Source organism: Lacimicrobium alkaliphilum (genome assembly GCF_002591895.1).
Lineage (GTDB): Bacteria > Pseudomonadota > Gammaproteobacteria > Enterobacterales > Alteromonadaceae > Lacimicrobium > Lacimicrobium alkaliphilum.
In genome coordinates this window covers 58764-84741 of the sequence record NZ_NISX01000011.1, presented here as the reverse complement: position 1 = coordinate 84741, position 25978 = coordinate 58764, and the positions used below count along the sequence as shown (strand labels likewise).

The window sequence follows — 25978 nt, the reverse complement described above, 5'->3', positions numbered from 1 at the left end:
TAGGGTTTTATCGATGCCGTTTTTACGTTCCAGCCAGTTAATGCTTTCTTTTCTGTTTGTTGTGTCTCTTGGTGCATGTACCATTGCACCCGGGAACGAATCTAAGCGCAATTCCTCAGCGATACCGGTGAAACTGGTTGAGCGGGAAGGCCACTGGTTTATCGAGCGTCAGGGACAACCTTACTTTATAAAAGGTGCCGGAGGCCGGGAACATCTGACAGAACTGGCACAAAGCGGTGGTAATTCATTACGTACCTGGAGTGCTGATAATGCCAGTGCCATTCTCGACCAGGCGTATCAGGCCGGTCTGACTGTCATGCTGGGCCTGAGTATGGGTAAAGAACGCCACGGCTTTGATTATAATGATACGGCCGCTGTAGCTGAGCAAAAGAAACGCATTCGTGAAACGGTGCTTAAGTTTAAAGATCATCCGGCGCTACTGGCCTGGGGAATAGGCAATGAACTGGATCTGTTCTATACCAACACGGGTGTCTGGTTTGCAGTTGAGGATATTGCCGCAATGATCAAACGCCTCGATCCCCATCATCTGGTTACCACAGTTGTAGCGGGTGTCGATAAGGAAAAGGCCGATCTCATTGCCAGTCGGGTACCCAGTATCGATTACCTGAGTATTAATATCTACGGTGGGCTGGAAAACCTGCCAGCGACACTGGATGAAATTGGCTATAACGGTGCTTATGTAGTCACCGAATGGGGCCCGACAGGCCATTGGGAAATCGATAAAACAGACTGGGGTGTGCCCATTGAGCAGACCAGTACCGAGAAAGCTGCGATTTACCGCCATCGATATCAACAGGGTATTGCCGCCGCGCCAGATAAAGCATTGGGCTCTTACGCGTTTCTATGGGGGCAGAAGCAGGAAACGACGCCCACCTGGTACGGTGTATTTAACGAGAGTGGTCAACCCACCGAAGTCGTAGACAGCCTTGAATACCTGTGGACAGGGGAGTGGCCTGCTACGCGTGCGCCCTCAATCGTCTCTTTTACCCTTGAAGGCCAAAAGGCAACAGACAGTGTGCATCTGAAACCGGGCGGCATAGTTGATGTATCTGTTAATTTTAAACCGGGCAGTGACAGTCCGGTCAGCCTGTATTGGGAAGTGTTACCTGAGAGCACGGATATTAAATCCGGGGGAGATCCTGAAGAGCGTCCTCAACCTGCCTCGCTTGATGTTGTTACTGACAATCAGCACGGCAGTATGCAGTTCCTGGCACCACAAATAGCGGGCCCTTACCGCCTGTTTGTGACCATAGAAAATGGCAGCGGCAAGGTCGCCAATGCTAATGTTCCTTTTATGGTGGCAAAAAACTAAATCAGAGCGTTTGAAAGCAGCACTCAGGGTTGGTTCTAACGGAGAAAGACGTTAAAAAGCTTATTTCTCCAGGCTTTCCAGCAACAGCGATGCCTCCTTATATACCGGGTGGTTGCTGTTTTTGGTAGCTGCACGGAGTTGGTTTCTGGCTTCTTCCACGCGATCCAGTTTGGCGAGTACGTAACCGAGATGGTATCGGATTTCGGGGTCGGATGAATTTAACACATAAGCTTCGCGCAGTGGCGAAAGTGCGCTTTCATAACTACCTTTCTGTGCGTGGATCCAGCCCAGGGTATCGAGCAGGGCGTGATTGCTCTTTCCTGCAATAGAAAGTGCCTTTTCTGCTGTTTGCAATGCTTTGTCCAGATCGGAGGCTGCATAAAGGTTCGCAAGATTATTCAATACCGCCGGGTTGTCATTGAATTGTGCTGTGCTTAGCAGTGCTTCATAGTGCTTACGGGCGTTGGCATTATCATTGCTGATAAGATAGCTGTCGGCCAATAGCTTACGGATCCAGGCTGGTGTTTCGGTTTTCTCCACAATAGGTTCAAGTATTGAGTGAAATTGTGTTGCCTGATGTCCCTGCAAGGTCATCTGATAGAAACCCACTATCGCTGCCAGGTTACTGTTGTCTTCGTTAATGGCTTGTTCGAAAGCTTTTGCGGCATTGGCCCAGTTCTTATTAGCACTGGCTAATTCACCCTGAATCAACGAAAGCTGTGATGGCTGAATATCTGTTTTGGCCAGCCTGTTAACAAGAGCTTTGGCTGCGGATAGATTATCGCTGCCTATTTCCAGGCGGGTCAGGGCTACCAATACTGCACTATTGCGGGGTTGAAGTTGTTCGGCTTTTTGCAGACTTTTTCTGGCGCCGACAACGTCTTCAGCCTGTTTTTGTAATGTCGCCAGCTCCAGTAACTTGCCGGCATTGTCGCTCCACAGACTGAATAAAACATCCAGATTAGCTTTTGCCGCCTCCAGATTATTCGTTTCAATATATAATCTGGCCTGCAGGCCAATAAATTGCGGGTTAAACCGTTCTTTCTTGCGCAAGCCATCGACAATGCTCAGCGCTTCTTTCCACATACGCCGCTGCAACATGATATTCAGGATTTTCTCCTGTGCCTGTTTATTCTGCGGGGCGTAGGCCAGCACTTTTTGCAGCTGTTCAGTGGCGGCATCCTGGTTGCCTGTTTTAACTTCGATATCCGCCAGTTTCAGCAGAGCCGGAACATGGGCTGGCCGTTGTTTAAGCATTGCTTTAAGAGTTTCTCTGGCCTGAGAATAGTCTTGCCTGGCCTCTTGCAACAGTGCCAGGTTAAAGTTCGCGCTTTGGTTACTCTCGTTTCCGGCAAGCACCTTTTGGATCGTCTCATCGGCCTGCTCAAACTGACCTCTGGCGATCAATAACGTAGAGCTCAAATTCAGTGCTTCGGGATTTTCAGGGTATTTTTCAAGTAGTTCTGTGATGAGTGAATCAGCCTGTTCTTCGTTACCCGTTCGCAACAAAAGTTTAGCTTTAAGTAACTGGAATCTGAGTTGCTCTGTATTGGTTTCGATTTGTCTGATGATATCCAGCGCTGCTGCAAATTTTCCTTGTCTGGCCAGCAGATCTGCCTCTGTATATTTTACAGAGAGGGAGTTGGCGAAGCGGCCCCGCAACGCCTCAAGTACTTTTTCAGCACGGAACAGATTTTCCTGACTAAAGTGCAGATTGACCAACAACAATCCCAGATCAAGGTCATTGTTCACCTGGCTTTGGTGTTTTTCGAGCACCACTATCGCTCTGTCGGTGTTGCCATCCTTTATATATGTCTCAGTCAGCAATCGCAGGGCTTTTGTATCGTCAGCCCGAGTTTGTACATGCTTGAGCAGGATGCGCTGGGCGGAATCCATATTACCCTGCATATACTCAGACAGGCCGTGCACGTAACTGTTACTGCCTTTGTAGAGAATTCCTTCGGGATCAAGTTCTGCAAGGTTCTGACTCAGGTTCATTAACAGGTCTTTTGCCGCTGCAGGATTTCCCTGATAACCCAATATCCAGGATTTGAGGATATTGGCGGTAGGCTCCATTGGATTCAGTTCTAACAATTGCTGGTTAAATTTATGGGCTTGCTCATAATTTTCCAGACTAAAGTGGCTGTGGGTCAGGCCCTTTAAAATAAGCATATCCTCAGCGTCAATAGAATAGGCCTTCTGGAAAGCGCCGAGCGCCTGGTCAAACTGTCCTTGTTTGAGTGCAATATCACCTTTAAGTTGCCAGGTTTTCTCATTCTCAGGCTCTTGTTCAAGTGCCTGGCTGACTAATGCCTCAGCTTCTGTATATCGCCCATGCTGGAGGTAGAACGTGGCGGTTGCATTTATGGCCCGGATTTCATTCGGAAATAGTGCTTTGGCCTGATTCAACTGTGCGTCAGCTTGCTCAGGACGCTGTTGCAGAATATAGGCCTGCCCCCTGAGCAGGTGCCATTCAAATTTACCTCTGCGGTTAAGCGTGTCGTAACGATCCTCAAAAGCAATCAGGGCATCGACTTTATTCTGAAGGATCAGGCTGCTTCCAAGCAGGGGCAACACCAGATTCAGATCCGCGCCCAGCTCCAGAGCTTCGTTGAAGAGTTGTTCAGCAGCCTGCATATTGCCTGTGTCGAAATAGACATTACCCATCAACAATGTAGAGGGAAGGTGGTCAGGGTTGTCCTGCAGAGCATTTTTCAGGTGAATAAAGGCGTCTTCGTGTTTGCCGTCATCATAGGCCGTTCTTGCAGACTCATAGTGACGGGAAAAGTCTTGTGCCTGCAACGAACCCAGGTACAGCATCAAAGCCAGAGCAGTGAGAATCGACTTCATAAACAGCAACCAAAAACGAAAAAGGGGTAGATTACTCTACCCCATAATTGTCTGCATTAGAAAGAATCAGACGTTTCTTTTGCGCCCTGCCAGAGTCGCAATGCCTAATAAAAACAGAGCGATGACAGCCGGTTCCGGTACTTCTGTAGTCGTTGAGTAGCTGGTTTGCAGACCACTTAACTTCATGTAGTCGTTGCCTGTTGACCAGCCCATATTCTGGATAAAAGGATTATATGCACCAATCAGCCAGGATTTGGACGTGACTGTCGGAGAAATACTCTGATAAGTATTGTTCGCAAGGTCGGAAAAGCTGCCCTGTGATGTCCAGCCGCTGGTCAGAAATGAGTTCCAGCTCGTGCCAGATAAATCACTCACACTGCCGCCACCTGTGTAGGCTGCTACAGACACATCTGAATCATTGTAGTGCCAGCCAATGCTGAAACTGTCGAGGGATACTTCCTGATCAAAGGTGATCAGCATTGCATCATACTGGCCTGAATTGTCCATTGAATGATGCGTACCACTGTTATACTCGTCCCAGCTGTGAATGACGCCAGAACCGCTTGACCAGTGGCCAATCCAGGCCTGATTCATATTCTGATAGCCGGTTCCCGACCAGCCGGTGATATTGGCAGTGATACCATTTATATTCATGCTAAGAGAGTTGGAATAACCAGAAGAATTATTCAAATCCCAGACTTGTGTCGCTGCACTGGCCTGAAAACCAATCAGGGCTGCGATTAATAGCAAAGACGTTCTAAACATTGCTCTGTTTCCTGAAACTACGGTAGAATTAATACCTAAGCAGTTATTGTGCCAATTTATAATAAATTATAAAATTCAATGGCTTATTGATTTTTTTCGACACGCATCGGTAAGTAGTGTAAATAATACCGACAAGCAAATACTAAAAGTCATTATATGTAACTTGGGTGTCAGCCACCACTAAATTAGTAAGTTGATAAGGTATCTTTAATCATACGTCCCTGTACGTTACATTCGCAACCAAGTGTCCCCTACCTCTTATAAACCTTTTTCCCCGCTTGTACTACCATGGAAATATCACGTGTGTTTTCAATGGATTGGCTGGGATCGGAAGCAAACACCACAAAATCGGCAATCAGGCCAGGAGTCAGGCGCCCGAGTTGGTCTGCCTGACCCAGCACTTCGGCACCTTTGTGGGTTGCCATGGCCAGAATCTGCATGGGGGTCAGCCCGGCGTCGGCCATCAGCGCCATTTCCTGATGATAGCTCAGCCCGGGGATCACCCAGGGATTGCCAAGATCGGTGCCTATGCTAAGTGTCACGCCACGATCATGCAGAAACTTTACAAAGGCCAGTACTTTGGGCCAGACCTGTTGTGCCTGTTGATAGTCCTCAGTCTGCCAGCCAATATTGAAGTGGTAGAAGGTGCGCCAGTTATTGAGTAGGTCCGGATGAACCAGTTCAAGTTCCTGATGAGCCGTTACCTGCGACTGGTCAGCAAAAAAGGCGTTGTAAAAAACAATCAGGGTAGGGTCCACGGCTGTATTAGTGCTGGTCAGTGTCTGTGCCAGTTCATCTATCTTGATGCTGCTTAATGACATATGTTGGTACCATTCGAACCAGCTGAAACTGCCGGGCCGATGGCTTTGCAGATACCGTTGTCGTTCCTTTTGCCCGAGCAAGGCTGGCGAGACAGGCATGGCATGCACCAGATGATCGATGCCGAGCTCTGCTCCTGTTGTCCAGCTGATATCTTCAAGGTGAGCAATCACCGGCAACTGAAATGCTTTAGCACTGGCTACTGCCCTGGCGAGCTGTGCCTCGCTGAGCCCGGTGTAGAGCTTGATATAGTCAACGCCCTGTTCGGCCTGGTGACGGATGATGCGGTCAATGTCCTGGTCGCTTTGTGCCTGTGCCACCAGTCCGTCGAAGGGCTGGGTATTGATAATGGCACCGGCCACAAAGGCTTTTGGCCCCTTCAGTTCTCCGTTTCTTTGGGCCTGTTTGTAGGCAAGATTTGCACTGGTGTCACCACCGGGATTGCGAATGGCGGTAATGCCGTGTTGCAGCATCCTTTCGCCATTCCAGCGGCCGATCTCCAGGCTGTTTGCAGCCTGGAAGCTCACATTCTGGTCGTCTATCTCATAGCTGACCTCACCCAGGCTGATGTGTGCATGGGTATCAATAAACCCCGCGGTGACATACTGCCCTTTCAGATCCACAACTTGATGTGGTTCGCTTAGTGCGGGCCTGCTCTGGCCCACTGCAACAAAACGCCCGTCCCTGACCAGCAGATAGCCATTTTTCACTATTTCGCCTTTTTCAGGGTGAATCAGATTGGCATTGATATAGAGAGTTTGCGACGTATCAGCGAATGACAGGGTTGGCCAGACAAGCGCCAGGGTAAGCATAATTCGGTACATGGTGAGTTTCCTGATTAATAAAAATTCAGGGTAGTAGTCGTGGGCAGGGCAGAAAGCTTACAACTTTTTATAAACAAGGGGGCTGAGTGACAGCCCCGACACAGATAAACCCGGAGATAGCCCGAAGCTATTCGGTGAGCCTGTTAAGTATTTTTTCTGCACTGTGTTTTTTGTGGCGAAAAAACAATATAGCCAGTAGCAGGATCAACAGGGCCAACAGCAGACGTGGCACATCTGCAGCAATATAACCCATAGTCAGGTAATCGGCGGCGACAAAGAGCATCAATACCAGGGTGAAGATGACAGTAGCAATCCAGCTTAACTGCCAGCGCAGAATTTCCTGTTTAATCAGACTGATATGTTCAGGCATGGATTAAATCGCCTTCAGGGCTGATATTGTCGTCCACTATCTCATCCGCCAACTCATATTCCGTGGCCCGGCTGTGGCGACGAATATGATCCACTGCAACATTGTGGATCACGCGGTAAATATAAGTATTAAGCGTGCACTGGTTGCTGAAACCCGGCAGCGATCGCCATACCGCCAGCGCCATATCCTGTGCCAGCTCATCACGCAGAGCGCAGCGGCATTCATAGCCAGAGGCGGCCCTGATGATCCTTGACTAGTATTGCTGCACTGTCTGTTCACGCTGGTCGTCCCCGGTATTCCTGTTGTTATCTGCCAAGCGCCATTACTCCGAAACCCTCAGGCTAATTTCTCTGCAGCTCTTTAGTCGTCAGATACCGACAAAGCTTACAAAAATAATTTTTGTAAGCTTTGCGGGAATAAGCCGACTGCAGTCTGTGAATCCCCATTGTGGGGACATCAACAAATGGAGCACGCATTATGTTTAGGCTGAAATCATTTCGTCAACTGAATAAAAAACGCACCCTGACTGTTATCTGGTCTTTGGTGCTACTTTGCTGGCTGGGCATGGCTGCCGCCTTGTTGCTGTCAGCAGATAGGAATATAACCCTTACAGTGGTTGCTGTGGTGGCGGTGATCACCGAAGTGGCATTCTGGTTTACCGCGCTGATACTGGGTGTGGCCATGGTGGATGCCAGAAAAGCCGTGGTCAGTAAGGTTACCGGTTTTTTCCGTTCTACCAGATCAGCGTCCGACCTATAAAAAAAGGCGTTGCAGACAAAGCAACGCCGCGTATTGGTATCTTTAGTTTAAAGGCAATTGCATATCGGGTTGGCGGCCGCGGCCCTTTATCAGAATACTTTGAGGATGAAATTCGACGATGCTGTAAGCCGTATCCTCAGTGTCGAGCATGCCATGGAAGGTGACAAAATGAATGCCGTGCTTTTTGCCATAGTCCCCCTTGTGGTTATGTCCATTGAACCAGGCTTTGACAATGGCATAGTCGCCAACCAACGCAAGTACCTCCTGATGATTCCATAGCCGGTGAGGATCCTCAGGGTAGACGGGAAAGTGACTCAGTATGACGACTTTTTTGCTCTCGCCGGTGGCCTGCTCAAGTGTTGCCTTAAGCCAGCGCAGTTGCTCTTTACCCACGGCACCATTCCAGGTGGCCTTGTCGGCATACTTGTCACGGATAAGCTGCATATTCTGCTGATGTCTGTCACTGCTGCCCGGCCAGCCGTGATGGCTGACATCATTACCGTCCAGGGCGATAAAACGCCAGTCATCGATATCAAAACTATAGTGTCGCGCAGGCATATTCAGCGCGGTGGTGATGTCGTTTTTATACCGGTCCTCGACAGCAAAATCATGGTTGCCAAGCACATGATAGAACGGCACCCGGCTTTTTGCGGTAATACGGTTAAGGACTTCGAAGCTTTGGTAGTCCTGGTCGATAAAATCACCTAAGTGCAGCGTGCCCTTTACCTGCTGTTGGTTGATATCTTCAACGGCTTCGCGCAGTTTGGCCGGACAACGTCGATACAGGCGCGCACCGTTGTCGTTTTTGTCGGCATACTGGCAATCGGCAATCACTGCCAGGGAGAAGGATGGTGAGTCCTGCTTCTGCATGGCTGCCCAACCAGCAAAAGACAAACTACATAAGCTCAATAAACACACAAGCTGTCGCAGGCTGATCGATTCTTTCATTCTGGTATCCTCTGAAAAGTTAGTCTCATGATTGCAAATGGTGCGTCGCCCCGACTTAGAGCAAAGGGAGTGACCTTTACAGGACAAACAATTGCCACAGAGTTTTCAGCTACAGGGCGGATGTCATAAAAACTTCATCTGTGTCGGTTCTAATCCGCCACTGAATTCAACCGAAGTGTGATTTCAACTTTATGATTGATCTGATTTTTTTTATAAATCAAAAATAATCTGGAAAATCTGGCGGGGATAATTGTCTTGTATGAAATGGACATTGATAACAACTCAGCATGCTATCCAAAGTTGAAAGCGGCGGAATTTATCCGCTGACGTCGGCACCTCAGCAAAGAAGTAATACGTTGGCCGTAAAAAACAATCTGAACACCCTTTATCGGGAGCACGCTGAAAATATCGTCAGGTACCTTCAGCGCAACTACGGTGCCGGTCCGCCTGAGCCTGAAGATGTTGTTCAGGACGTGTTTGCCCGATTTGGTGAGAGCCGCGATCCCGAATGTATCGATAACCCCAAGGCCTATTTATACAAGATGGCGGTGAATCAGACACTTAATGGCATTGATCGGGTAAAACGCATTAATCGGTATATTTCCGAGCAAATGTCAGCCGGGCAGGAGCAAATGGATGAGATTGATCCTGAGCGCCTTATAACCAGACAAAAACAACTGGCCTCGATTGGTGAATCACTGCATCTGCTGTCCGAAAAACAACGGCAAATACTGATTCGCAGTCGCCTCAAGGGGCAAACCTATGCGCAGATATCTGCCGAACTTGGCTGGAGCCAGGCCGATATTTCCCGTCATTTATACGCTGCTTTGTCTATTTTGCAGCAGGCAAGTGGCTATACCAATGAAGCGGGGTGAAGCAAAGATGAAAACGACCCTCCATACCGGCGATGCAAAGCAAACCGCGGACGAACAGGCTCTTGAATGGCTGGTGCGTTTGCAGTCCGGTGAGTTCAAACCAGAGGATGAGCAGGCCCTGCGCGCCTGGCTGGACGCGTCAGTGACTCATCAGCGGGCATTTGATAACGCCGCCAGTCTGTGGAAAGACGTGGGCCTGACCGACGAATTGATCTTTGCCGCTGAGAACAGCGCCGAACCGGTACGGCATAAAGTACGCTCGCCGTCGTTTTTGCAATCCGGTATTGCGATGTGCAGTACCTGGTTGCGGGCAATGTGCAGGCCGCTGGCAAACCCGGTCGCTGCCATATCCATGATGCTGTTAATTGGTTTTGCCACGCTGATACCGGGAGTCTTCGAACCTACACCAGACAGGTATCGGTCAGGCTATGCTGAGAATCGTCAGATCCTGCTCGAAGATGGCTCTGTGGTGACTCTGAGCGGACGCTCTGAGATTTCAGTGCTGCTGACCCGTGCCCGCAGAAATATTGAGCTGTTGCAAGGTGCCGCCCATTTTGAGGTGGCCAGGGATCCTCATCGGCCTTTTGTTGTCTCCGCCCTGGACGTGGAGGTCAGGGCTGTCGGCACGGCGTTTGAGGTGCGCAGCAGCGACAAGGTGCGGGTCTCGGTCGATGAAGGCCTGGTCAATGTGGTGGCAACAGCCAGTAACACCCGGTTGGTAAAGTCTCTGGGCCAGGGGCAGCGTATAACATTTTCAGCGGATACATTGTTCAGCGCCGTGCAACCCTACGAGTATGAGCATGCCCTGCAATGGCGGACCGGGCGGCTGGATTACCGGGGCGAGGCGCTGGCGGAGGTGCTCAAAGATGTGAATCGTTACCGCAAAACGCCGATAGTTTTAGCTGAACAGAAGTTGGCCGGATTACAGATCACGGCGTCGTTCCGGATTGATGAGTCTGATGCACTGATAGAGGGTTTACTCGTCACCCATGATCTCAGGGTTGAGCACAGGGCAGGGCGGATTCTGTTATTTCAACAGTGACATCTTCGCCAAAAAAACAGGCCAGATAAGATGTTAGAATTTTTGTAACATTTCAGGGTTAAGATCTTTGGTTGACCTGTATGTCGACAAGGCCGAATCCTGTATGAAGTATGCCGTTTCCATCAGTCTGCTGGTATTGATGCTGATTTATGGAAACCCGGTTTTGGCCGGACCGGACACAACCTATCCAGTAAACATTGAAAGTTCTTCATTGTCAGAGGCATTGAATGAACTTGCCCGGCAAACGGGCAAGGTGTTAGTGGCGCCCACAGAGATTCTGCCTGATACATCTGTTGTCAGTCTGCAAGGGCATTTTACCCTGGCGGAGGCATTGTCCAGGCTGTTGCACCAATCTGATGTTGAGCCCCGCCTGCGGGACAATATGATTTTGCTGGTACGCTCCCCTGAGCCACAAACACCTCTGCCCATCGAGGCACCGACAGCCACCGCCGCGAACCAGTCTGAGCTGATGGATACTATTATTGTCAGGGGTTATCGGGATAGTCTGAGCGCCTCGCAAATGCGCAAACGCAGTAATGTCCTGGGTTCCGATACTATCTTCGCCGAAGATATTGCCGATTTTCCGGAGCTGAACCTTGGTGATGCGCTGCAACGGCTGCCGGGCATGATTGCTGAAAGGGATAATGGTGAAACCCGTCAGTTGGGATTAAGAGGATTGGGGCCGAATTTTGTCAGGGTGCAAATCAACCATGTTGAGTCTCTGGCTACCTTTAACTCGATCTTCGATCATCGCGGCTCTGCCAGCCGCAGCCGCAACTTCGACTTCAATATTTTTGCGGCTGAATTGTTCAGACAAATCGATGTGGAGAAAACCTACACCGCTAAACAGGATGAGGGCGGTATCGCCGGAACCATTAATCTAATCACGCCAAGGCCATTCGATTTCGACCAGTCACAGGCTGCGGTGAGCATTAAGCAGGCTTATAACGAGCAATCCAACGCCTTTACTCCGCGTTTTTCGGCGCTCTTTTCTGCCTCAGGAGAACAGGCAGGGGGGTTATTGTCGGTCGCCTACAGTGAAACCAATACTTTTGAAAGTGGTCATCGGGACTGGGGCTGGCGTACCTTCAGTCGCTCAGCCTCCGGGCCTGACCTTAGCCTGCCTCAGAAAGCGGCGCTTGCTGATGGTCGGCTGGTAGGCCCCACAGTGGCGTCTTACACCTTTGCCCGTCGTGAGCAGCGCCGTCTCGGTCTGACAACGTCTTTGCAATGGTCGGTATCTGAGGCGCTACAGCTGTCATTTGACAATCTCTATGCCAGCCTCGACAGTACTGACCATGAATATAACCTGGCCAATCAGAATATGCAGGGTGTCACTGCGCTGGACTATGATCGTCACAACACGGTGCAGTTTGCCCGGTTTGAACAGGCTGATATTCGCAGCGAAGCCAAGTATTCAGAGGTGCAAACCGAATTCTGGAGCAGTATTGTGGATCTGTCTTACAGGATCAACAAAGATGTGTCTTTGCATCTGTCGGGCAGTCAAACCCGCTCAGATTTTTTCAGTCCGGTTCACGACAAGATTTTCCTGCAGGCGCCGGGGCGGGCTTTTGGATTTGATTACCGCGAGCACCAACGGGCTCCTGCCAGACAGTACGATTTTGATCTTGCCGACAGGCAACATTGGCAATTGCATCGTGCCGATGTGCGCGAAGATCAAATCCGAAATCGCTTCTTGTCGCTGAATGCCGATCTCACATGGCATCTGGATGCCCAGTATAGTGTTGAGTTTGGTGGCCAGTACAAAGGCTTTATTTCTCAGGGGTTTGAACGGCGGGACGATGTCAGGGATCTGAACGAACTTGGCCTAGGATATGTGACTGCACCTGTCAACATGCCTTCACATCCGGATTTCGTGGTCGCTGATGTTAACAAGAGCTTTGCCGGAATACTGGAGCAGGGATTGCAGGGGCGCATTTCCCGACAACCCTTCGACCGCACGCTGGGTGCTGAGTCCAATCGCCTCGGCACCGCCTTTGAGTTGGAGGAAGAAACGTTTGGGCTGTACGCTCAGCTTAATATCGAAATTAATGACCTGCGCGGTAACCTTGGCCTGCGCTGGCTTGATACCCGGTTTAGCAGCTCAGGGGAGTCACTCATCACCAGTGAGAGCAGTAGTAGCGGTGATAATCTGACACTGACGCCGTTATCCTTTGCCAGTGGTTATCAGCAGTGGTTGCCGAGCCTGAATCTGGCCTGGGATGTCAGTGACAATCTCACACTCAGGTTCAGTGCCAGTCGTAATTTGTCCAGGCCGGGCATCAGTGATCTGCGTGCGACAGCGGATGTAAGCATTCCCGACAACAGAGTTGATCAGGGCAATCCGGAACTTCGTCCCTTTGTCGCCAGATCACTGGATTTTGGCGCTGAGATTTACTTTGGACAGGTCGACTTCGTTGGCCTGTCACTTTATTACAAGGATCTTGACTCGTACATTGTCAATCAGACCCGTCTGGTTGATTTTGATCAGTTAAATCTACCCGTAAGCTTGCTTACAGAAGACAGGAAAGGGCAACTATTCTCTTTATCCCAGCCTTTTAATGGTGATGGAGGCGTGATTCGTGGCGCTGAATTGTCGTCACGGTTTGAGTTTGTACCCGGCGTCGGTATGCTGGCAAATTATACTTTCGCTCAGGGTAAAACCCAATATGGCATCAATGGCAGACAGATAGACGGTCCGCTGCTGTACCTGTCAAAGCACACCTATAACCTGACGCTTTACCTTGAGTATGCCAGGGGGGGGGTGAGGATATCCACGACCTTCCGGGATCGTTATTTTACCGAAGTGGACAATATCAACGACTTCCATGGCGTAAATGCTCTGCAGTTTGTTGATGCCTCGCTTTTTTTCAAACTCTCTGAGAACGTCAAGCTGACGCTGGACGCCCTGAATCTGAGTGATGAAGATATTGACGTTTTTGCTGATCCTGAGGCCAATCGCCCCCTGGTCAATACAAGATCCGGACGCCGCTGGCAACTGGGCTTAAGCCTTGCGTTCTGAGGGCGCTCTGTCAGTCCTGAATATGAAACTTTTATGAAGATGCTGAACTAACTGAAAACTCCTCTTTGCTGCTTTGTCTTGTGGCTGATTCAACCACTGCGCCGCCGTGCGGCGCTACAGATAGCCAAGATGAGAGTAACCAGAGGATCAGCATTAATGAAAACCCGTAACAGCATTCATAAAGTCGCTTTCGCCGTGACGTCGGCTCTGACTATAACCGGCACCAGTGTGGCTCAACAGGATGTCAATCAGCGTAACGAGGCTACCATCGAGCAGATCGTGGTCAAAGGTTATCGTTCCAGCCTGAGAGAGAGTGCGGCCCTTAAACAGGATGCCGATAATGTTACCGAAACCATTCTCGCCGAAGATATTGCCAGTTTCCCGGATCTTAACCTGGCGGAATCCTTACAACGGATCTCCGGGGTGACCATTTCAAGGGATTCAGGTGAAGGTCGGCAGATTGCATTGCGTGGTCTTGGCCCCAACTTCACACGGACCAGAGTCAACGGGCTGGAGGCTCTTTTTACCACTGACTCGGGGGTTGACCAGCGTGGTAGTGCCTCGCGCACCCGGGATTTTGATTTCAGCGTGTTTGCATCTGAATTGTTTAATCGTATTGATGTACATAAATCCTACGATGCCAGTTTAGATGAAGGTGGGCTGGCCGGTACGGTAGACTTACACACTGCGCGCCCCTTTGACTATGACGGTTTCCGTGGTGCGTTGTCGGCCAAGGCCATCTATAACGATATGAATGACAGTACCGGACCTCGTCTGGCGGCGCTGCTGTCAAATACCTGGGGAGATGTCGGGGCACTGGTGTCAGTGGCCTATTCGCAGGTGGAAACCATTGAGAAGGGTTACCATGTCTGGTCCTGGCGCCGGGCCAGCTTTGGCGAGAATAATGTTGCCGATTCGGTGGATGCGGCGGTGGCCGACAGATTGGTCAATGCAACCGGTGCGAACCGGGTTTTTGTGCCACGGGCCAATAATATTGCCTCCTGGCACAACGATCGTGAACGCCTGGGGATTACGGCGTCATTGCAGTGGCAGCCCTCCACAACAGTCAACTGGTCACTGGACGGTCTGTTTGGTCAGTTGTCTAACGATCGGATAGAAAACCAGATTTCCACAGCAGGTACCAATGCCTTTACCGGTGATGTTACCGCCGGTCAGTTGTTGGTGGATGCAGCTATTGTTGGTGATAACCTGATGTATGCATCTTTTGAAAACCTCGATTTGCGTACCGAGTCAAAAGTCAGTTATGGAGAAACCAATTTCTACCAGTTATCCCTGTCCGGCGAGTTTTTTATTACCGATGCATTATCGGCTAACCTGTTGCTGGGTCGATCAGAATCAGACTTCGACCAGCCGGTTCATGACAAGGTGTTTGCCGAAGCGTCCGGGCATACTTTTTCTGTTGACTGGCGCGACGCCGCGTACGGACAAAACAGCTATGGCTTTGATATTGCGGATGCCGCTGAGTGGTCATTAATGCGTACCGACGTTCGTGAAGACAGTATCGATAATCAATATAATACGGTGCAGACTGACTGGAGTTATGAATTTGATAACGGTGACTCGTTAGACTTTGGTGCACAGCTAAAAAGCTATGAGTCAAATGGTTTCGAACGCCGAGATCGTGAAGACTGGGAGAACGATGCGGAGGCCCCCGAGGCGGTTTTCCAGTTGACCCAAATCCCCATATTACGTCCCTATATTATTGCCGATAACTTCGCCACCTTTGAGCGTGTCGAAGCCACCGGACGTATCTCACGGCAGCTGGATGCCTCCTTTAATCGCCCAGGCACAGTTTATGACCTCAAAGAAGAAACCACAGCCGCCTACGCCAAATACAATTTTTACAAAGACATCGGTGGCATGGCTTTACGTGGTAATCTCGGTGTGCGCTGGTATCAGACAGAACAGACGTCCAGCGGTGAAGTGAATACCGGAACCGGGCTGGAATATGTCACTTTCGAGAAAAATTACGATGATTTTCTGCCGAGTGTCAACCTTGCGCTGGATCTGAATGATCAGTGGGTACTGCGGGTCGGCGCTAACCGCAACATTTCCCGCCCTGCTCTGAATCAATTACGTGCCGCAGCTCAGGTGGGCGTTGCGGATACCCGTATCGGCGCCGGAAACCCGAATCTTGAACGCTTTGTGGCTGACTCATTCGATGGCGCGCTGGAGTATTACTCTGAAGATCTGCGTTTTGCTCTGGGCCTGTTTTACAAGGATATGGATTCCTTTATCGTCGAACAGTCGGTTACCAAACCTTATGCGCAAACTGGTTATCCTCTGGAGTTTCTGGAGTTTGATCCACGGGTCAATGCACAAACTGAATTTACCGTACAGCAACCCATAAACGGTGATGGAGCAACAGTCCAGGGGCTGGAGCTGGCACTACAGGCGGACCTCACCTTTTTGCCTGGTCTGTTAAGTAACCTGGGTGTTGCCACCAATGTGACGCTGGCCGATGGCGAGACGACCTTATTTAACGAAGGACAGGCGTTTGAAGTAACTCCTCCGGGGTTGTCCGAACTGGCGTACAACATCACAGTCTATTATGAAACCGATAGCTGGGGGCTGCGTCTGTCTCAGGCTTACCGGGATGATTACGTAGCTGGTGAAGGTGAAAGTCAGAATGTGGTTCAGGGTTATGACGATACCCGCTTCATCGACTTTAAGGCGTTTTATAATGTTTCAGAGCAACTGCAGGTTACCTTCGAAGGCAATAACCTGACTGATGAACGTATCCGCCAGTTCCAGGACAACCGCACACAGTCCTACACAACCAGTGGCCGCAATCTGATTTTAGGTATGGTTTACACGTTCTGATCCAAGGCTAATCCGCGACATTTCATGCCCCCGTGACCACGGGGGCATTTTTCACATCTATTGAATCCTGTAAAACCTCTCCCTTGTGTAAAAATAATATTGCCAATCAAACAGCCTGATGGGAAAAGACCCGGATATTGTTGGTATACTGGCAAACAAATGTGGATGGGAGAAGTTATGAAAGTCTGTGGTGTTGATTTAAAGGGTAATGAAGCGAATATTTGTTTGTTGTCGCTGGTGGACGGGCTGTTCCATGTGCCTGATTGTCGCAGCCGGAAGCTGACGCTGGCCGATACCAGTGCCAAGGGGCTTAAGCATTTTCAGAGTACCTTTGCCAAGCTGGTGGCAGACTATAAGATTGAAAAGGTGATCATTCGCCAGCGCCCGGCTAAGGGCAAATTTGCCGGGGGCGCCGTTGGTTTTAAACTGGAAGCGGCTATCGAGCTGATTGAGGATCTGGAGGTGGTGGTGTTCAGCCCGACGGATATCAAAGAGTCTCTGCGTCGCAATCCCCTGACGGTACCTTTTGCCGAAACCGGCCTTAAACAGTTTCAGGAAACCGCCTTTAATACTGCTTATGCCTGGCTGATGAAGGCTATCCATACTTCATAGTCAGCCAAAACTGATATAGAACATTGTTTTTATTGACCGATAATCCGGATAACAAAGGAGAGTATGATGCAGTTAAAGCTACAAACAGTGATATGCAGCACCCGGCCCGGGCGGATTGGCCCACCGGTGGGGAAGTGGTTTAACGAGTTTGCAGGCCAACACAGCAGTTTTGTCTCTGAGCTGGTGGATATTGCTGATTACAACCTGCCGGTCTATGACGAACCTAATCATCCCCGTCAGCAGGATTATCAGAAAGAGCATACCAAAGCCTGGTCGGCCAAAATCGAACAGGCAGATGCCTATGTGTTTGTGCTCCCCGAGTATAACTTCTGCCCGCCACCGGCGTTTTTTAATGCCCTGAACTTTATTTATAACGAGTGGAATTATAAACCCTGTGGTTTTGTCAGTTACGGTGGTGTTTCTGGCGGATTGCGTTCTGCGCAACTGGCTAAACAGCTGGTTACTGCGCTCAAAATGATGCCAATCCCGGAGGGCGTGCTGGTACAGATGCCCTGGAATAAAGTGGATGACGAGCGCCAGTTTACGCCCGAGGAACCACATAAAAATTCGGCCACCGATATGCTCAAAGAGCTGCATCGCTGGGCCGCGGCCCTTAAAGCCATGCGCGAATAACCACAGGCAAATCAGTACAGGTCGCGATGGTAACGGCCTTGCTCTGTCAGTTGTTCCAGCAGTTGTTCACCCAACAATTTTTGCAGGCACTGATGGACGCCGTCACCCATGCCGCTTTTATTGCCGCACAGGTAAATCTCGCCATCCTGTGCCATAAAATCCTTCAGTGCCCCGGCCTGGCTGTTCAGTACATACTGCACATATCCAGGCTGCGGGCCTTGTGAGTAGGTTTTGTCGAGGCGACTGATCAGGCCCTGATCGCGCCAGTAGTCCAGTTCATGGGCAAGGGGATTATCATGGCTCTCGCTGCGCTCCCCGAATATCAGCCATACCGGCCCGGCATCAGCCTGAGCTGCCCGTTGCATCAGTTGTGCACGCATCCCGGCCAGACCGCTGCCAGCGCCAATCAATAACAGCGGGGCGCGATGGTTGTGAATATGGCAATGCACATTCGCTTGTATAGTGGCAGCGAAATGCTCTCCGGTCATACAATAGCGGGTCAGCCATCCGGAACCTGTTCCCGGTCCGCCATCGGTGCGGTATTGCAGCCGCACAATCAGCTTAAGCACGCCTTCAGCGGGTACCGATGCAACAGAATACTGACGCTGTGGCAAATGGGGTAATTGATCCAGCCAGTCCGTTACAGGCGAGCCTTGAGGGCAACCCTGTTCAGGCAAATGCCGCTCTGCCAGCCAGTCAGACAGCGATTGGGCCCGCTGGTTGATGACTACTATCTTCTCAGCCTCCATTTGCGTGCGTTCAAGCCAGCGTTGTATTTTTTGCGGATCATGTTTGGGCTGTATTGTCAGTACGTCACCGGCCCGCCATACGGGCATCGGGCCAGGCATACTCAGGCTGAGTAAATACAGTGGCGCGTTAGTGCTGCCGGGATTAAGTTGTTGCCGTTGGCACAACTGCCAATGTAAGAGTGGCTGGACCGGCTGACTGGTGTGAGGTGTAGCCGCAGCAGGCAGTTGCCAGTGCATCAGATCATTTGCCGCATCAATCTCGGTCAGCGGCTGCTCCGCCTGGGCCCCCAGCGCCGCGAGCCCCTGATAAAGCTGATGGCCAAAGGCGCAAAAGCCTGCGTAATTGCGATCGCCAAGGGCAATCACCGAGTAGCGTAAATGAGACAGATCAACAGCAGATTTAGCCTGAGGCTTTAAAAAGCGCTGGCTGAAGCGCCGGCCATTATCCGGCGGTTCACCTTCGCCATAGGTGCTGACCACAAACAGTGCCTTCGGGGTGTTTTTCAACAGGGTGGGGGATACCTGATTAAGGGGCAGAATATTAACTCTGCCACGCTCAGCAAGTTGTTGTGCCTGTTGTCTGGCCAGAGCTGCCGCATTGCCGCTTTGGCTGGCATAGGCCACCAGCAGATCTGCCCGGGCGTCTGCCAACGGGCGAGTCCCGCGATGACGGCAAAGCAGCCATACGCAGCCAAGCAGCCAGATAGTGGTTATCACACCGGCGAGGATCAGGCGTTGCGCTTCTGTCATGGGTGCTGTCTTTTTCTGTGAGGTTGCTGTGCGCTATTAAAGCGGCAGTACCTCAAACGTTGCCGAATAACTGCCACGACGCTGAGTAGCAGGGGCTTTGGCCTTATCATCCTGATATCCCGCTTCAAGGAAATACTGTCCGGCTACGGGCCAGGTGATACTGATATATCCCTGCTCGCTGGCTTTCACCTTGATCGCTTGCTGGCTGTCGCGATAGCGCATACCACCGGGGATCACTTCAACTTCAGCGCCGTTAGCCGGTTCACCATTAAACAATAAACGGAACCGGGCGGTTTCTGTGGCGTACAGATCATTCGGGTGAGTCTGAGGGATTAGCTCCAGCCCCTGATTGGTGGGTGTGAAAACCTTATCCGTGGGGGCACCCAGTGTGACAAAGGTCTCGATACGCCGGTAACTGCGGCTGACCCGCAGGTTTTTAGCGTCTTTGGGTACCGCGGTGTCGAATTCGCTGTCTTTAGCGGTTTGACCGCGGCCGGGCCACATTTTGCGATTGCCGTCGTCATCTTCCCAGAATGCGCGCAAACCGCCAGCGGCATAGGCAATTTTGTAGGTGCCCTGTTCAGCAAGCTGAATATCAAAGGTGGAGCGATATTTACCCTTGGCGGCATGTTCGGGTTTTACCGGGTTGCCAAGTGGTGACAGGATTTCCACACCGTCAATGCCCATTGCCACATGATCAGGGTGAAACAGGGTATTGGAAATGGCAGCATCAAAGGTGACATAAGGGGCGTCGCCGGATAATACCGTCGAACTGGGCAGGATCCAGGCCCGGTGCGCGTGAGCCTGTGATAAGGTCAGCGCGGCCAGAGCAAGGCATATCGCCGGTTTGGTAAAAGCAGTTAAGCGCATAAATATTCTCCTGTTAGTGAAGCGGTTCTAATGAGTTGCATTCAGGGTTAAAACAATCCGGCCAAGTTCACTCTCTCCCCGGGCCGATAAAGGGAAGCGATTTTCTGACAGTGGCAGGTTCAGAGGCAGTTCTATCAGTTCTCTGCCACCCACCTCACGGGATGCTTCGATGCGAAGACGATATGCGCCGGAGCTGAGATCAACCAGTTCGCCGTGGTTCAGTGGGATTGTGATGCTGTGTTGTCCCGGACCACGGGTGGCGGAGGTCACTCCGTCGTAGGGGAGCTGTAGTTGCCGTCCGCCACGGCGCCACCACTGGCGCAGATCTTTAAGCCATTGCTGGCCTTCGTTGTCGCGCATATTGAGGTCATACCAAAGGGCAATCTGCCGTGCCTTGCGACTTTCATCTTCAAGCCACACGGCAACATAGGGTTTGTGGTATTCGGCTACCTCCAACCTGGGAATTTCAATTTCCAGTTTAAGGTTATCGGCACGGGTCGCCGGGCTCAGCAACAGCAAAGCGATGCTGCAGGTACAGATAAAATGGTTCAATTGCATAGGGTTACTCATATTCAATGGATAAAAATCAGCATGATCATCAGCGGAATCAGCATGCCAAGAGTGGTTAAAGGCCAGGTTGTCAGACGGTTTGACGACTGACGCCAGAGCAGAATCAGGCCTGTCACACAAAACACCACGCAGGCCGCGGCGAAGATATCGATAAACCATCGCCACACGGCTCCGCTGTCGCGGCCTTTATGCAGATCATTGAAATAGGCCACCCAGCCGCGGTCGGTTTTCTCATACAGAAACTCGCCGCTTTGGGTATCCAGCGCCAGCCATGCATCCTGACCAGGGCCGGCCATACTCAGGTACAGCTCAGGGTCATCCCATTCACCTTCAAGGTCTTTACCCATACTGATGTCATGCCGGTTGGCCAGCCACGCTCGCAGCGGTGGGGATAACCTCTGTGGCTGTGGGTTTTGTGCCAGCCATTGTTTAAGCATGGGTTGCGGGACCCTGGCTTCTACAGTGATCACCTCAAGGCTGGCAGGAATATCCGCCGCATGGTTGAGGGTAATGCCCGTGATGGCAAACAGCAGCATACCGGCCAGACATAACGCGGCACTGATCCAGTGCCACTGTCTGACAGAGCCAAGCGATGCACTCATTGGCATGCCGCCGCTGCGGCTTTAACACAGGGCGTCATATCAGAACGACGCCGTCACGCCGATCCAGAAATTACGCGCCTTGTCTTTGACGTTGTAATCGTCACTGAAGACGACTTCGCTGACTGCGCCGCGACCGGTAATATACTCGTACTCCCCATCGCCATTGAGATCGGTATAGCTGGTGCTGTAAGAGGTAAAGTCACGATCGAGCAAATTATTAACCCGGGCATTAATACTGATGTGGTCGTTAATGTTATAGCGGGCACCGAGGTTGAGCAGACCGTAGTTTTTGTAGTACAGCGCCTTGTCCAGGGTGTTGTCCCAGCCGCGGTAACGGTCGGAGCGGTGCTCACCCTGAAGGTACAGATTCAGATCTGCACTGAGCTGCCAGCCCAGCACCAGATTGGCCATATGCTCGGCGGTGTTGGTCAGTGGCTGGCCCTGTTGCGGGCCGCTTTTCTGTTCGCTGTCGGTCCAGGTATAGTTGCCCTGAACAAACCATTGGCGGCTTATCTGGTAACGCCCGGCCAGTTCCACACCCTGCAGATCCACCTTGTCGATATTGATTTTCTGACTGTAGGTGGTGTAACCAAGCTGGTCATAGGCACCGAGGTTTACACAGGGACGCTCACCGCCGGTGACTTCGCAGCTGTATATGGTATCTCCACGGGCAATTTTGTCGTCGAAGCGGGTGCTGAAATAGGTGATATCGAAGTGATGCGACTCTGTGTCTGAATTCCAGTACAGCGCAACTTCAGAATTAACACTGGTTTCCGGTTGTAACTCAGGGTTACCGGCAAAGGGGCTGGTGCCCTGACCACCGAAACCGGTGATACCATCGTACAGATCTGTGGTTTTGGGCGTTTTATAGCCGGTGGAGACGCCGCCTTTCACTGTCCACGCGCTGTTCAGGGAATACACGGCATATAGACGCGGTGATACCTGGCTGCCAAACACATCATGGTTGTCATAGCGTACCCCACCGGTGATGGTCAGATAGTCGCCAGGCATCCAGTTGTCTTCCACGAACAGGGAGTACATCTTCTGCTCCTGCACGGCGCCGGCCTGGTTGTCTTCCATACCGAACACACCATCTTTAAGTTCGCCGTCGATGATTTGTCCGCCCAGCACCAGTTTATGATCACCGGCAAGATTAGTCAGTGGAATGTCCAGGCGGGCATCAAAGGTGTACTGGCTGGAGTTCAGTGGCCGGTCGGGTCTTGGCAAAAAGGTTTGTTCAGCCAGTGCTTTACGCTGAGCTTCAGTCATTCCGGCATACTCACCCCCGCCATCATACATTTGTTGCAGGTGCAGTCGCTCAGCAACGCTCAGTGGTAAGGTGCGGCCAAGGTTGTCGGTGTCTACATGGGCTAACGCCAGACTGCCGGTTCCAAAACCCCAGTCGCCCTCATAGCCAAGCGACCACCACTGACGGGCAAACTCCTGTTCTGCGGCATAACCTGCCCGGGGCATAACCTGACCGCCGCGATCCTGCCAGATGGACTCAATACTGTCTTTTGTGCCAAGCGGGTAGGTGATACTGCCGCTGTCCACGTCAAACGAGGGGGTATTATCATAGCTCTGATGAGAATCATCAAAATCGAATCGCAGTTCGTGGCCTCTTGCCGGGGTGTAGTTTAGGGTAAAGCCAAACTGTTCGCTGGTGCTGTCGACGGTTTTACCGCCACTACCAAAACCCAGTGCCCGTACATGCTCTTTGCCGTTGGGATCCACGGCGGGTTCAAATTCGGGTGAAGAGGCTAGTTGTTCATACACACTGCCACGCAAACCGAGTGTCAGTACATTCTCGATCAGCGGCCCCATCACGCTGAAGTCTGTGGTCAGGTCGTCACCAAACTGGTCGTTACTTTGCAGACTGCGACCGAAGGTAATTGCGCCGGTCCAGTCTTCGGTATGGCGTTTGGTGATCACATTAATAACGCCGCCTAATGCATCGGCACCATACAGGGTGGAGGCAGGCCCACGGATAACCTCAATGCGCTCGATGGCTTCCAGTGGCGGAACATGATTAAAGGCATTACCACCAAAGTTGTTGGGATAAATATCGCCGTGGTTGTTCTGGCGGCGACCGTCGATAAGGATTAGAGTGTATTCACCTGTCAGACCACGCATGCTGATGCTGCCCTGACCGGTTTTATCTCTGGTCGTGCCGATATCAATACCTTCCTGGTACTTCACTGCGTCGAGCAATGAGGTAAAAGGACGGGTTTTAATGTCTTCATTGGTGATGACCGAGATACTGGCGGGAGCTTCAGTAAGTTTTTGTTCAAATCCTGTGGCTGTGACCACAATATGTTCCAGTCCCGGCGTCGCCTGTTCGTTAGCAATAACTCCTGAGTGACAAGAGATGGCAATACATAGTGCTAATGACTGGCGTTTAAAGCCCTGTTTCATTTGAGTGTCCTTGTGTTATCGGCCCTAATCGAAGAATTACGAATGATACTGGTTTGCATTTGCATTTCAATGCAAATGATAATAATTCTCAAATATGATTATGTTATAGAATAGCGGGTCATACAGTGATGCAGTCCTGGCCGTAGTATGAAGAACAGCAAAAGGCTCCACGCAAGTAACATTATTTCGGGCCTGTTTTTACGGTTCTTTGTACGAACACAATAAGTTAGGGTGTCTGTCACCGTTGTTTGGGGTAAGACTTTATGAAGCGTTGCGTATTTTTATCCATGGACGATATTGGCGATTATTACGTTTATGACAACTTGCTGATATCACCGATGGCAGAGCAGGGCTGGCAGGTGACAACTATGTCATGGAAAGAAGAAAATACAGACTGGAGTCAGTTTGATGCGGTTATTCTGCGCAGCTGCTGGGACTATCAACAGTTTCCTGAGGATTTTCTTCACCGTCTGGCACAGATTAGCGAAAGTACGACCTTGTTTAACGATCTGGAAACGGTGCGCTGGAATATCAGTAAACGCTATCTCAAAGAGCTGGAAAAGGCCGGAATACCGATTGTTCCTACCGTGTGGCAGGAACAATTCGATCCACAACAGATCCAATCGGCTTTCGCTCACTTCGATACCGATGAGCTGATTATTAAACCGCTGATTAGCGCCAGCGCTGAGCATACCTATCGACTTGGCGTGAGTGATGATCCCGCACAACTGAGGATGTTGGAATCAGTGTTCTCTGAACGGGCGCATATGCTGCAACCTTTTATAAGTAATGTAATTGATGATGGAGAAGTGTCGTTATTTTTCTTTGGCAGTCGATTTAGCCATGCTATTCGTAAGGTACCAAAGTCAGGTGATTTCAGGGTTCAGGAGGAGCATGGCGGACAGCTCCATGTTTTTGCGCCTGATGCAGAATTGTTGGCGCTGGCTGGCAGAACCTTAAAGGTTATTCCTGGCCAGACGCTTTATGCGCGCCTGGATTTTATCTGCTGCCAATATGGCTATGTGGTAATGGAGCTGGAGCTGATCGAGCCCTCACTCTACTTTAATATGGATCCTGGCTCTGCACAGCGTTTTGTACAGGCACTGACAGACAAAACGGGTAATACTAATGAACAGAAATCATAAGAAAACCGAAGCCAGCCTGGTTAAGGCGTTGACACTAGCCTGTGAGGAAATAAAAAGTTGGGAAGTGGGGTTTAGCTGGTTAACTCACACCGTAGATTATCCACATTTTCCCCAGAGTCTGGTCATTACCTGTGTGTTTGAGACGGATGAGAATGTTCAGACCATGATCAATACCAGCCAGGACATCAGATTGCGAGCGGAAATTACCTCTCAACTGAAACGGGCACAGTTGCTATTGCAAAATCCACAGCAGCATATTGCTCTGGATTCGGAGCAATCATGTCATCGTGAACACCAGGGCAACTGGCGCAAAAGACTGGAGGGCGGGTAAGTTACAATAATGCCGGATTGTCGAGCCACAGCGCCCAGTTTAATACTGCGGCAAAGCTGACCCACAACCAATAAGGTAGCAGTAACGTACCGGCAATTTTATTGCAGCGCCAGAAGTTGATCATAGTGAGCAAAATCAAACCCCACAGTAAGAGGATTTCTGCAAAGGCAATGGCACCCAGAGCCCAGGTGAAGAACAGCCAGCTCCATAACCCATTCAATACCAGTTGCAGGGCATATAAGCCCAGTGCCGCTTGCTTTTGTGAACAGCGGCTTCGCCATACCAACCAGGCCGCGATGGCCATCAGTGTGTAGAGTAGTGTCCATACCGGACCAAATAACCAGGCAGGGGGAGCCCAGACAGGTTGGGTGAGCTGAAGGTAGAAATCAGGCGCATCGATTGAGGCGATACTGCCTATGGCGGCCACGATATAAGTAACAAGCAGAAAAAATATCAGCATCAGACTCTGTCGTAGCAGGCTGGGTTGAGGCATGTCTTATTCCCCTTTTTGTTGTTGTTCCTGAAGCTGCTGCCACAGTTTCTCTGCTTCATCGGTCAGCATGGCAAAGCTTTTTATATCCCCCCGCCGCTGTGCCTGCATGGCTTGTTCCAGCCGCGTATCATATTGCTTGCGCAGTTTTTTATTGGGGTCTCGCCTGAAGATATTAAACATTTTTGCTCATCATCATAAAGTACGTAAATGTGGAATACGTCAGTGTCTGTAAAAAAGACCAGAAAAACCTAGCGGTAGGTGCAAGGTGGGGCATACACTGGGAAGGTGGGGCTTTTATATGAAAATCGTCTTACAAATCATAGGTCTATATTTGCTCTAAGGGCCTGCATGTTCTAC

At 50.7% G+C, this 25978-nt stretch carries 23 protein-coding genes; 10 read left to right on the top strand and 13 right to left on the bottom strand.

The window, feature by feature from the left end:
- The first annotated feature begins 13 nt into the window (after positions 1-13).
- Positions 14-1333: a glycoside hydrolase family 2 TIM barrel-domain containing protein gene (locus tag CDA54_RS11855; protein WP_099035232.1), complete on the top strand. Its 1320-nt coding sequence runs from the start codon at positions 14-16 to the stop codon at positions 1331-1333.
- 60 nt (positions 1334-1393) lie between these two features.
- Here the strand turns inward: CDA54_RS11855 and prsT are convergent, their stop codons facing one another.
- From prsT to CDA54_RS11830, 5 genes are all read right to left on the bottom strand, one after another.
- Positions 1394-4183 carry an XrtA/PEP-CTERM system TPR-repeat protein PrsT gene (gene prsT, locus CDA54_RS11850; RefSeq protein WP_143452287.1) on the bottom strand — a complete coding sequence of 930 codons (2790 nt, stop codon included), beginning with the start codon at positions 4181-4183 and terminating at the stop codon, positions 1394-1396.
- A gap of 66 nt (positions 4184-4249) precedes the next feature.
- A complete protein-coding gene (gene xdp1, locus CDA54_RS11845; protein ID WP_099035230.1) occupies positions 4250-4948 on the bottom strand; it encodes an exosortase-dependent surface protein XDP1 in 699 nt (232 codons plus the stop codon).
- Between the two features lie 251 nt (positions 4949-5199).
- Entirely contained in the window at positions 5200-6591 is a 1392-nt protein-coding gene (locus tag CDA54_RS11840) for an amidohydrolase family protein (RefSeq protein WP_099035229.1), read from the bottom strand.
- A 127-nt stretch (positions 6592-6718) separates the two neighbouring features.
- Entirely contained in the window at positions 6719-6961 is a 243-nt protein-coding gene (locus CDA54_RS11835) for a hypothetical protein (protein WP_099035228.1), read from the bottom strand.
- Positions 6954-7205 carry an RNA polymerase sigma factor gene (locus tag CDA54_RS11830; RefSeq protein ID WP_268235330.1) on the bottom strand — a complete coding sequence of 84 codons (252 nt, stop codon included), beginning with the start codon at positions 7203-7205 and terminating at the stop codon, positions 6954-6956. Before CDA54_RS11830 ends, CDA54_RS11835 begins: the two co-directional genes overlap by 8 nt.
- Before the next feature lie 233 nt (positions 7206-7438).
- Here CDA54_RS11830 and CDA54_RS11825 point away from each other — a divergent pair, with 233 nt between their 5' ends.
- On the top strand, positions 7439-7720 hold the full coding sequence (locus CDA54_RS11825; RefSeq protein ID WP_099035226.1) for a hypothetical protein: 282 nt from the start codon (positions 7439-7441) through the stop codon (positions 7718-7720).
- 42 nt (positions 7721-7762) lie between these two features.
- Here the strand turns inward: CDA54_RS11825 and CDA54_RS11820 are convergent, their stop codons facing one another.
- Positions 7763-8668, bottom strand: a complete 906-nt coding sequence (locus CDA54_RS11820) for a metallophosphoesterase (protein WP_099035225.1) — start codon at positions 8666-8668, stop codon at positions 7763-7765.
- Between the two features lie 287 nt (positions 8669-8955).
- On the opposite strand from CDA54_RS11820, the gene CDA54_RS11815 reads away from it, so the two are divergent.
- The 6 genes from CDA54_RS11815 to CDA54_RS11790 all read left to right on the top strand — a co-directional run bounded on the left by CDA54_RS11815 (position 8956) and on the right by CDA54_RS11790 (position 17696).
- Positions 8956-9543, top strand: coding sequence for an RNA polymerase sigma factor (locus CDA54_RS11815; RefSeq protein ID WP_099035224.1), 588 nt, complete (start codon positions 8956-8958; stop codon positions 9541-9543).
- Positions 9544-9550: 7 nt separating this feature from the next.
- Positions 9551-10585, top strand: a complete 1035-nt coding sequence (locus CDA54_RS11810; protein ID WP_180237201.1) for a FecR family protein — start codon at positions 9551-9553, stop codon at positions 10583-10585.
- A 67-nt stretch (positions 10586-10652) separates the two neighbouring features.
- The gene (locus CDA54_RS11805; protein ID WP_099035222.1) at positions 10653-13607 is read left to right on the top strand and encodes a TonB-dependent receptor; all 2955 of its coding nucleotides are present in this window, start codon (positions 10653-10655) and stop codon (positions 13605-13607) included.
- Between the two features lie 156 nt (positions 13608-13763).
- On the top strand, positions 13764-16451 hold the full coding sequence (locus tag CDA54_RS11800; RefSeq protein WP_099035221.1) for a TonB-dependent receptor: 2688 nt from the start codon (positions 13764-13766) through the stop codon (positions 16449-16451).
- 177 nt (positions 16452-16628) lie between these two features.
- Positions 16629-17063, top strand: a complete 435-nt coding sequence (locus CDA54_RS11795) for a DUF3010 family protein (protein ID WP_099035293.1) — start codon at positions 16629-16631, stop codon at positions 17061-17063.
- 63 nt (positions 17064-17126) lie between these two features.
- Positions 17127-17696, top strand: coding sequence for an NADPH-dependent FMN reductase (locus CDA54_RS11790; protein ID WP_244903106.1), 570 nt, complete (start codon positions 17127-17129; stop codon positions 17694-17696).
- An 11-nt stretch (positions 17697-17707) separates the two neighbouring features.
- Here CDA54_RS11790 and CDA54_RS11785 read toward each other — a convergent pair whose 3' ends face one another.
- Genes CDA54_RS11785 through CDA54_RS11765 form a run of 5 tightly spaced genes read right to left on the bottom strand, consistent with a single transcriptional unit; the run spans position 17708 to position 23652 of the window.
- Positions 17708-19195 carry a flavodoxin domain-containing protein gene (locus CDA54_RS11785; protein ID WP_099035219.1) on the bottom strand — a complete coding sequence of 496 codons (1488 nt, stop codon included), beginning with the start codon at positions 19193-19195 and terminating at the stop codon, positions 17708-17710.
- 36 nt (positions 19196-19231) lie between these two features.
- Positions 19232-20065: a DUF4198 domain-containing protein gene (locus tag CDA54_RS11780; RefSeq protein ID WP_099035218.1), complete on the bottom strand. Its 834-nt coding sequence runs from the start codon at positions 20063-20065 to the stop codon at positions 19232-19234.
- 27 nt (positions 20066-20092) lie between these two features.
- Positions 20093-20623: a DUF2271 domain-containing protein gene (locus CDA54_RS11775; protein WP_099035292.1), complete on the bottom strand. Its 531-nt coding sequence runs from the start codon at positions 20621-20623 to the stop codon at positions 20093-20095.
- A gap of 14 nt (positions 20624-20637) precedes the next feature.
- Positions 20638-21237 carry a PepSY-associated TM helix domain-containing protein gene (locus CDA54_RS11770; RefSeq protein WP_180237200.1) on the bottom strand — a complete coding sequence of 200 codons (600 nt, stop codon included), beginning with the start codon at positions 21235-21237 and terminating at the stop codon, positions 20638-20640.
- A 39-nt stretch (positions 21238-21276) separates the two neighbouring features.
- On the bottom strand, positions 21277-23652 hold the full coding sequence (locus CDA54_RS11765; protein ID WP_099035216.1) for a TonB-dependent receptor domain-containing protein: 2376 nt from the start codon (positions 23650-23652) through the stop codon (positions 21277-21279).
- Between the two features lie 263 nt (positions 23653-23915).
- Here CDA54_RS11765 and CDA54_RS11760 point away from each other — a divergent pair, with 263 nt between their 5' ends.
- A complete protein-coding gene (locus tag CDA54_RS11760; protein ID WP_099035215.1) occupies positions 23916-24797 on the top strand; it encodes an ATP-grasp domain-containing protein in 882 nt (293 codons plus the stop codon).
- Positions 24781-25128 carry a Fis family transcriptional regulator gene (locus tag CDA54_RS11755; RefSeq protein WP_099035214.1) on the top strand — a complete coding sequence of 116 codons (348 nt, stop codon included), beginning with the start codon at positions 24781-24783 and terminating at the stop codon, positions 25126-25128. Before CDA54_RS11760 ends, CDA54_RS11755 begins: the two co-directional genes overlap by 17 nt.
- Position 25129: 1 nt before the next feature.
- On the opposite strand, the gene CDA54_RS11750 is transcribed toward CDA54_RS11755, so the two are convergent.
- Both CDA54_RS11750 and CDA54_RS19470 read right to left on the bottom strand, forming a co-directional pair.
- Positions 25130-25621, bottom strand: coding sequence for a TspO/MBR family protein (locus tag CDA54_RS11750; RefSeq protein ID WP_099035213.1), 492 nt, complete (start codon positions 25619-25621; stop codon positions 25130-25132).
- Between the two features lie 3 nt (positions 25622-25624).
- On the bottom strand, positions 25625-25801 hold the full coding sequence (locus tag CDA54_RS19470; protein WP_143452286.1) for a DUF6435 family protein: 177 nt from the start codon (positions 25799-25801) through the stop codon (positions 25625-25627).
- Positions 25802-25978 lie beyond the last annotated feature (177 nt).

Excerpts from the sequence above, each read along its gene's own strand:
- CDA54_RS11840 (WP_099035229.1), bottom strand. The coding sequence starts at position 6,591 with ATGTACCGAATTATGCTTACCCTGGCGCTTGTCTGGCCAACCCTGTCA.
- CDA54_RS11770 (WP_180237200.1), bottom strand. The coding sequence starts at position 21,237 with ATGAGTGCATCGCTTGGCTCTGTCAGACAGTGGCACTGGATCAGTGCC.
- CDA54_RS11810 (WP_180237201.1), top strand. The coding sequence starts at position 9,551 with ATGAAAACGACCCTCCATACCGGCGATGCAAAGCAAACCGCGGACGAA.
- CDA54_RS11825 (WP_099035226.1), top strand. The coding sequence starts at position 7,439 with ATGTTTAGGCTGAAATCATTTCGTCAACTGAATAAAAAACGCACCCTG.
- CDA54_RS11835 (WP_099035228.1), bottom strand. The coding sequence starts at position 6,961 with ATGCCTGAACATATCAGTCTGATTAAACAGGAAATTCTGCGCTGGCAG.
- CDA54_RS11760 (WP_099035215.1), top strand. The coding sequence starts at position 23,916 with ATGAAGCGTTGCGTATTTTTATCCATGGACGATATTGGCGATTATTAC.
- CDA54_RS11750 (WP_099035213.1), bottom strand. The coding sequence starts at position 25,621 with ATGCCTCAACCCAGCCTGCTACGACAGAGTCTGATGCTGATATTTTTT.
- prsT (WP_143452287.1), bottom strand. The coding sequence starts at position 4,183 with ATGAAGTCGATTCTCACTGCTCTGGCTTTGATGCTGTACCTGGGTTCG.
- CDA54_RS11775 (WP_099035292.1), bottom strand. The coding sequence starts at position 20,623 with ATGCAATTGAACCATTTTATCTGTACCTGCAGCATCGCTTTGCTGTTG.
- CDA54_RS11790 (WP_244903106.1), top strand. The coding sequence starts at position 17,127 with ATGATGCAGTTAAAGCTACAAACAGTGATATGCAGCACCCGGCCCGGG.
- CDA54_RS11780 (WP_099035218.1), bottom strand. The coding sequence starts at position 20,065 with ATGCGCTTAACTGCTTTTACCAAACCGGCGATATGCCTTGCTCTGGCC.
- CDA54_RS11820 (WP_099035225.1), bottom strand. The coding sequence starts at position 8,668 with ATGAAAGAATCGATCAGCCTGCGACAGCTTGTGTGTTTATTGAGCTTA.
- CDA54_RS11785 (WP_099035219.1), bottom strand. The coding sequence starts at position 19,195 with ATGACAGAAGCGCAACGCCTGATCCTCGCCGGTGTGATAACCACTATC.
- xdp1 (WP_099035230.1), bottom strand. The coding sequence starts at position 4,948 with ATGTTTAGAACGTCTTTGCTATTAATCGCAGCCCTGATTGGTTTTCAG.
- CDA54_RS11765 (WP_099035216.1), bottom strand. The coding sequence starts at position 23,652 with ATGAAACAGGGCTTTAAACGCCAGTCATTAGCACTATGTATTGCCATC.
- CDA54_RS19470 (WP_143452286.1), bottom strand. The coding sequence starts at position 25,801 with ATGTTTAATATCTTCAGGCGAGACCCCAATAAAAAACTGCGCAAGCAA.
- CDA54_RS11800 (WP_099035221.1), top strand. The coding sequence starts at position 13,764 with ATGAAAACCCGTAACAGCATTCATAAAGTCGCTTTCGCCGTGACGTCG.
- CDA54_RS11815 (WP_099035224.1), top strand. The coding sequence starts at position 8,956 with ATGCTATCCAAAGTTGAAAGCGGCGGAATTTATCCGCTGACGTCGGCA.
- CDA54_RS11855 (WP_099035232.1), top strand. The coding sequence starts at position 14 with ATGCCGTTTTTACGTTCCAGCCAGTTAATGCTTTCTTTTCTGTTTGTT.
- CDA54_RS11795 (WP_099035293.1), top strand. The coding sequence starts at position 16,629 with ATGAAAGTCTGTGGTGTTGATTTAAAGGGTAATGAAGCGAATATTTGT.
- CDA54_RS11755 (WP_099035214.1), top strand. The coding sequence starts at position 24,781 with ATGAACAGAAATCATAAGAAAACCGAAGCCAGCCTGGTTAAGGCGTTG.